Source organism: uncultured Rothia sp., from assembly GCF_937976295.1.
GTDB lineage: Bacteria > Actinomycetota > Actinomycetes > Actinomycetales > Micrococcaceae > Rothia.
The window spans coordinates 1-7,443 of the sequence record NZ_CALJRY010000343.1; the positions used below are offsets into that span (position 1 = coordinate 1).

General features: G+C 60.4%; 6 protein-coding genes. 4 read left to right on the top strand and 2 right to left on the bottom strand.

The annotated features are described in order from the left end of the window. Both Q0216_RS09215 and Q0216_RS09220 read left to right on the top strand, forming a co-directional pair. Nucleotides 1-717 (top strand): transcriptional regulator (locus Q0216_RS09215; RefSeq protein WP_298594751.1); only part of this gene is annotated, 717 nt, incomplete at its 5' end. A 277-nt stretch (nucleotides 718-994) separates the two neighbouring features. Beyond that, a complete protein-coding gene (locus Q0216_RS09220) occupies nucleotides 995-1,600 on the top strand; it encodes a peptidase (RefSeq protein WP_298594753.1) in 606 nt (201 codons plus the stop codon). Nucleotides 1,601-1,737: 137 nt separating this feature from the next. Here Q0216_RS09220 and Q0216_RS09225 read toward each other — a convergent pair whose 3' ends face one another. Both Q0216_RS09225 and pepN read right to left on the bottom strand, forming a co-directional pair. Beyond that, the gene (locus Q0216_RS09225) at nucleotides 1,738-2,895 is read right to left on the bottom strand and encodes an SGNH/GDSL hydrolase family protein (RefSeq protein ID WP_298594755.1); all 1,158 of its coding nucleotides are present in this window, start codon (nucleotides 2,893-2,895) and stop codon (nucleotides 1,738-1,740) included. A gap of 203 nt (nucleotides 2,896-3,098) precedes the next feature. Continuing rightward, entirely contained in the window at nucleotides 3,099-5,648 is a 2,550-nt protein-coding gene (pepN, locus tag Q0216_RS09230; protein WP_298594758.1) for an aminopeptidase N, read from the bottom strand. A 379-nt stretch (nucleotides 5,649-6,027) separates the two neighbouring features. Between pepN and Q0216_RS09235 the strand changes: the two genes are divergently transcribed. Beyond that, on the top strand, nucleotides 6,028-6,519 hold the full coding sequence (locus tag Q0216_RS09235; protein ID WP_298594760.1) for a ribose-5-phosphate isomerase: 492 nt from the start codon (nucleotides 6,028-6,030) through the stop codon (nucleotides 6,517-6,519). 103 nt (nucleotides 6,520-6,622) lie between these two features. Continuing rightward, a partial coding sequence (locus Q0216_RS09240) for an Fpg/Nei family DNA glycosylase (protein WP_298594762.1) occupies nucleotides 6,623-7,443 on the top strand: 821 nt, incomplete at its 3' end.

The following is a 7,443-nucleotide window of genomic DNA, read 5'->3' on the forward strand; positions in this document are numbered from 1 at the left end:
GGCGGCGCCCAGGGTGCCGCAGTGGTCAAGGACCTTGCCACCTACATTTCTCGTGCCCTGGCGGTGAACCCGGACGCCGCTATCCGCCTGACCGCGCGCGGCCGCGTGGTGGCGGTATTCGCCTGCTCCCTGGAGCCGGAGGACGCTTCCTCGAGCACCCCGGTCATCATGGGTCTGCGTGCCCTGCACCTGCTGGCTGACTCCACCCTGGACATGACCGTACAGGCGCAGGCGCTGCTGGACCGCCTGGCGCGTCTGCAGAAGCAGGCAGAAGAGCAGATCAACGAAGAGAACCCGCAGCTGGTGCTGTTCATGCCGCCGGTGACCGTCAACGCTAGCTGGGCTGGTAAGTCGGCCCCGCTCAGTGGCTGGTATGAGGTTGGCACCGTCCCGGTTGAAGAGTTCCACCGCGCCACCGCAGAGGGCCTGGAGGCGGTAGAACGCGCCCTGCCCGAGAACCCCGGCGCCGCGGTGCTGTCCACGGTGCGCTCGCGTATCTGGTCCTCCGATATGGTGCTGGAGTACCTGCCTGAATTTGATACCGTGCTCGTGCCGACCGGTGCGGCGTTTGCCCTGCGCGTTTTCGGTTTCATTCCGGAAGGCTTCACGGGAGATTTGCCTCTGTTCGCTGCGCATGTAGGGTCGGATGAGTGGCTGCGCATTGTGGCGCCCGCCGGTATGGTGCTGGTGCGCCGCGGTTCCGGTTCGCTGCTCTAAACCGCTCCTCGGGACATTTCTTGACTTGTACGCTGGTGGTGTGGGCTCTTAGCCTGCGCCACCAGCCATTTTTCTATGCTGCGTGACATCAACGGGGCAATTGTAATAATGACACTCGATAGGGCATTACTTTACGAAAATAGGGTATTCTAGAAAAACTACGCCCTTTCACCGGGCGTCTTTGACACACCGATTTACCAGCCACACCGCACGGGAACTCTTCCGCCGCGCCCTCACCAGGCGCATCCTTCCCGTACGGATCGAAAGTGAGACCTAAATGGATCTGATTGCAGTCGACATCGACGGTACCCTTGCCAGCAACCGAGACCAGATGGACAAGTACCTGACCGGTTTCTTCGCCAGCAACCGCCGATTCTTCAAGGCCATCCGCAATGCCACGGTCAACATTGAAGTTGCCGACCAAGTTCGCGAAATTGCGGCAGAAACCGGCGCAGAGGTCGTAGTAATTACCGGCCGCGACGGCACCTACATGAAGGAACTGAACCAGTTCATCGCCCGTGCAGGTCTGGAACCCAAGCACGTATTCGCTAAGCCCGGCAATGATGGTTCCAACAGCCCCGCATGGAAGGACTCCATCATTGAGTCCCTGATTGCTGACGGCAACCGCATTATCCACGCTTTTGAAGACACCGACCACGAGGTGTACCTGCGCCGCGGCATCCCCGTCACCTGGATTGCCCCGATTCGTGACTACATTGGCGAATGGCACTACGAGTCGATCGACATTGACCCCGTCGCCTGGGCTGCTGAGCAGCGTGAGAAGGAAGCCGCGCGTGAGCGCCAGAAGCGTCGCCTTGCGGAGGGCGTGCTCGCACACCAGAAGGCTGAGGCGAAGGAACGCAAGGCGAACGTAGCGGCATAAACCCCGCACACTAACTTGAGAGCTGCGGTGGGTAACCCACTCAAACGAATGAGGCGCCGGAAGGATTGAATCCTTCCGGCGCCTCATTTTTTGACACTATATGCGTTTACGTAGCTGATTTAGTGATACCGAGCAGCTCACGCAGTGCCGAGTAGCTCACGCAGACGAGCCTCGAACGGTGCCGCCAGCTTGTACTGCGCCTCATCCTTCAGATGTACGCCATCAGCCATGTCACCCTCAGACAGGTAAATGGTCTGCCAATCCGCGGTGTCCATGAACAGCACACCGGTCTCGCGGGCACCCTGCCGCGCAACCTCGTTCGCCACGTGACGCTTATGCGCCAGCTGCTTATCCGTCGCAGCCTCCTCGCTCATCGACACCACGCCGCCGAACACAATCTTTGACGACGGGTACATGCGTCGCAGCTGCTCAATGACCTGAGTCTGGTGCGCGTTCACGTGCTCACGAGCCTTCGTCTCATCCTCGTGAATGTAAATGTCGTTACCGGAGGCGTCCAGGTAAATCACGCCGGGGTTACCGCTCGGCAGAGCCCAACGGCCACCCATCACACCCTGATAGTAGGAGGGGCACACGCCCTCGCGGGCGGTCACAAAACCCACGCCGCCGCAACGGAACAGGTACGGAACGAAACCAGCCTGCTTCAGGCCCAAACCAACCCAGGAGGTTGCGGTCACCTGCGAGTCGCCAATCACCAGGGCGTCCTTAGCACCCAGGACGTTCGCGTTACGCGGCAGACCGTTCGCCTTATCCCAGTAGAGTTCAGCCTTCTCAAACTTGGTGTATAGAACGCCGTTCTCGGAACGCCAGCTCACCGGCAGACCCTCCCAGTCGGCAAAGTCGCTGTACTGGCGCTGCTTCCACCAGTGCTCGTAGACGCCGGATTCCACCGCGACCGCGCCGTACTTGGGAGTGTACATGACCACGCCACTCTTGAACTGCTGAACCAGCATGTCGGCGGCATCAGCGGTGGTGGAGAACGGCGTCTGAATCTCACCGGTTGCCTGCGCGCCCTCCTTACCGAAGGCGTTCTGCGCGGTGCGTTCAATCTTCTGCGCCGGGGTAGTCGGTTCCGGAGTCGGCTCGGGGGAGGGGGACTCGCTGGGGCTTTCTAGCGCCGACTGGGTAGGCTCGGCGCTCTCAGCAGCAGTAGCGGCGGTGCTACCGGGCGCGTTGAAGCCTCCTGCGGAGTACACGCCAAAGGAACCGGCGGCAACCACAGCAAGGACTGCGCCGGTCAGAGAAACTTTCGCGATAGGAGACTTGATAGAAGGCATGCACAACAGTATACGGTAGGCGCAACCCCAAGTAGAGAGCTTTTGAAGGATATTCAAACGAAAATGACAAAAAATATGCACCGCAGTGACAAGATTTTGAACCCCTGATGCAAAACGTCCCCTCCCACCCCAGAACGGGGCAGAAGGGGACGAATAAAACTTACCAGAGCAGGCGGTGAACCCGCCTCAGCTCATAAGCGTGGTTAGACGTCAGCAGCCTGAACCTTCAGTGCACGAGCCACGCCGTCGCGTGCCTCCGCAATCTGACGGTACAGAGCCGCAGCATCCTCAGGCAGGGAAGCCAGGTAGGCCTCGGTACGCTCCAGCAGCTCAGCAGTCGGCTCGCTCGGGTACATGCCACCAATAATCTGCATGGAAATCTCGTGCGAACGCGAACGCCAAATGCCCTCAATCTGCTCGAAGTACGGCTCATCGTACTGGGCAATCAGCTCGGGCTTGCCGGACTTGAAACCGGAAATAGCGTAACGCTGAATCATGTTCGACAGCTCGCCGGTCACCATGATCTTGTTCCAGTACTCAGCCTTAGCCTCCGCAGTCGGAATCGACGCGTACGCCTGAACGGCATACTGCTGACCGTTCGCGGTGTTGTCGTTCTCCAGCTCCGCAGCGATCTGCTCGGCGGAGAAACGGCCACCGGTAGCCAGGCGGCACACCAGGTTCCAACGCAGGTCAGCATCAATCTCCAGGCCCTCAAGGGTCAGCTCACCCTCGAAGAGGCGCTGCACGTTGTCGTACTGCTCCTCGGTGCGGGTCTGGTCAATGAACGCCTGCAGCAGCTGCAGCTGAGCATCCGAATCGGGCTCTGCAACGCATGCCAGCTCCCAGAGACGGTCAGCGGCACGGTGGCGAGTCTCCTCGCGAGCCTCGGGAGCCACGAAGGAGTGCAGGGTAGCGGACAGGTTGTTAATCTGGGTGCGCAGAGCGGTGGAGTTGGTCTCCTTGCCGATGTTGTTCAGCACCAGGTCAACGTACTTACGTGCCGGCATCTGAGCGTCACGCACGGTATCCCAGAGCGAACCCCACACCACGCCGCGAGCCACGGACGAATCAATATCGCCCAGGTGCTTGATAGCGGTCTCAATGGAACGCTCATCCAGGCGAATCTTTGCGTACGCCAGGTCCTCATCGTTCAGCAGCAGCAGGTCGGGGCGCTTCTTACCGAGAGCCTCCTCAACCACGGTCAGCTCGCCGTCAATGTCCAGCTCGATGCGGTCGGTGCGGGTCAGCTTGCCGTCCACCAGGTTGTAGAAACCAATCACCGCACGGTGCGGGCGCAGAGTCTCGAAGCCCTCAGCGTAGGACTGGCGAATACCCAGCGACGAAATGTTGCCAGCCTCGTCGTTCTCAACCTCAACAGCCAGAGTGTTCACGCCAGCAGTCTCAAGCCACTTAGCGCTCCACGCACGCACGTCACGGCCGGAGGTGCGCTCCAGCTCAACCAGCAGGTCGTCCAGGACGGTGTTGCCCCAGCTGTGCTTATCGAAGTACACCTTCAGCGCAGCCATGAAGTTCTCCTGGCCAACCCACGCCACCATCTGACGCAGCACCGAAGCGCCCTTCGCATAGGTGATGCCGTCGAAGTTCACCTGAACATCGGCAAGGTCACGGATCTCAGCCACAATCGGGTGAGTCGAAGACAGCTGATCCTGACGGTACGCCCAGGTCTTCTCCGAAGCGGCGAAGGTAGCCCACGCCTCCTTGGCGTAGCGGGTGTTCTCCGCAGCAGCCAGAGTCGACATGAACTCAGCGAAGGACTCGTTCAGCCACAGGTCGTTCCACCACTTCATGGTGACCAGGTCGCCGAACCACATGTGAGCCAGCTCGTGCAGAACGGTGATAGCGCGGCGCTCACGCAGAGCCTCCGCAACCTTGGAACGGAAGACGTAAGTCTCCAGGTAGGTCACGCAGCCCGCGTTCTCCATCGCACCGGCGTTGAACTCGGGCACGAACAGCTGATCGTACTTCTCGAACGGGTACGGGGTCTTGAACTGCTCCTCGTAGAACTCGAAGCCCTGACGGGTCAGCTCAAACATGTCCTCAGCATCCACGAACGGCATGAGGGACTTACGGGCGTACACACCCAGCGGAATCACGCGACCCTCAGAGTTGGTCAGCTCGCTGGTGACCTTCTCGTAGGGGCCAGCCACAATCGCGGTAATGTACGAAGACATGCGCGGGGTCGGCTTGAAGAACCAAGTCTTCGCGCGGCCGCAACCGCATTCCTTGTCCTCAATCTTCACCTCGGGCTGGTTCGACACAACCACCCAGTGCGAGGGCACGCGCACGATGAACTCAAACTCAGCCTTCAGATCGGGCTGCTCGAAGACCGGGAACACGCGGCGGGAATCCGGCACCTCAAACTGAGAGTACAGGTACACTTCACCGTCGGCGGGGTCCACGAAACGGTGCAGACCCTCACCAGTGTTGGTGTAGAACATCTCTGCGTCAATGACCAGGGTGTTCTCAGCCGCCAGGTTCGGCAGCTGGATGCGCTCGCCGTCAGCCAGGTCGGTGCTCAGCTCTTCGCCGTTGAGGTTAATGGACTTGACCGAGGAAGTAATCGCGTCAATGAAGGTGGAGGCACCTTCCTGAGCGTCGAAGCGGATTTCAACCTTCGAAGAGAAGACGTCTTTGTCCTTCGGCAGGTCGAGTTCGATACGGTACGAGTGCACGCGCTTAATGATGGATGCGCGTTCGATTGCCTCATTGCGGGTTAGGTTCAGGCCGGGCATACAGCTCCCTCTCCTTAGATGTGAATAGCGTGCCGTGGTGACACGCCCTGTCATGGTGCGCTGGTTCCCGAGGTGCGCGGCTCCTGCGACGCTGCATACGTAGCGCTGGAGGTGTTCAAACGTGGGCGCGGCGAATCGGGACACCAAAAAGTGCCATATCCCACAGTCTACCGTATAGGTGGGGGTCTAGAAGGGTTCCCATTACCCGAACCAGCGCGAATTCGATACAGTTAAGACAGAAAAAACCCAAACGGGCAGGCGCATCCCACCTGATGGATGCGCGGCGCACTCTAGCAACGGCGCTCAGAACTGAGAACCGGCGCCTCCCACGAACACACAAACGCACGTCACACCAAGACAAAATCACCAGGAGAGTACCATGCGCGTACACATCGCAACCGACCACGCCGGCCTCGAGCTGAGCCACTACCTGATTGAGTCCCTCACCGCTGCGGGCTACGAAATGATTGACCACGGCCCCGCCGACTATGACCCGCTGGACGACTACCCTTCGTTCTGCATTAACGCAGCCCTCGGTGTGAAGCGTGACCGTGAGGCTGGCCTGAACTCCCTGGGTATTGTGCTGGGCGGTAGCGGTAACGGCGAGCAGATGGCTGCGAACAAGGTTGAGGGTATCCGCGCGGCTCTGGCGTGGAACCACGACACCGCTGCGCTGGCTCGCGAGCACAACAACGCACAGGTCGTTGCTGTGGGCGGCCGCCAGCACAGCAAGGAAGAAGCGCTGGAAATCATCAAGGTCTTCCTGGCTACCCCCTGGACCAACGAGGAGCGTCACGCACGCCGTATCGGTCAGCTGGCTGAGTACGAGCAGACCGGCGACATTGCCGGCAAGCAGATTGACGCTGCCTAAGCTCTAAATGTGAGGCGCATAGTGCAGGCTATGCGCCTCAGTCGTCTCTGTACCCCCATATAATCCGCACCATTTCTAGCCGACAAGTTTTCGAGGAGAACCCGTGCCCGAAGGCCACTCCATCCACCGTATCGCCCGCCAAATCAGCGACGTCTTCACCGGCGAGCGCGTGCAGGTTTCTTCCCCGCAGGGCCGCTACGCTGAGGGTGCCGCCCTGCTGGACGGTCACATCATCACCGGGGCGTACGCGCACGGCAAGCACCTGTTCGTGACTTTCGATAACGACCTGACTCTGAACGTGCACCTGGGTATTTACGGTAACTGGAGCTTCGGTGGGGACGAGACGTTCACGGGTGCTTCGAGTATCGGTGCACCCCGCAAGATTGGCGAAAAAGAATACGCGGCGGGGGAGGGGGAGCCCTACGCCGGTCCTCCCGAGCCGAAGAGTACGGTGCGTTGCCGTATTGTTTCCGAGCACGGCTGGGCGGATCTGGTGGGCCCGACTATCTGCCGCACCCTCACGCCGGAGGAGGTGCGCACCGTCCGCTCCAAGCTCGGCCCCGACCCGCTCAACCCGGACGCCGACCCGGAACAGTTCTACCGCGCGGCACGTAAGAGCTCCCGCCCGATTGGCGTGATTCTGATGGATCAGGCGGCGATCTCCGGCGTGGGCAATATTTTCCGCGCCGAATCGCTCTACCGCCAGGAAATTGACCCGCTACGCCCCGGCAAAAGCCTCAGCGACGAGGAACTGGAACGGCTCTGGGAAGACAATAAGCACCTGCTGGTCATCGGTGTGCGTGTGGGTCGTATTATCACCACCGAACCGGAAGACCGCCCCGGCGTACCCGAAACCGAAGCCTGGCCCGACCACGCCAACTACGTGTACATGCACCACGGCGAGCCCTGCCGCCGCTGCGGAAC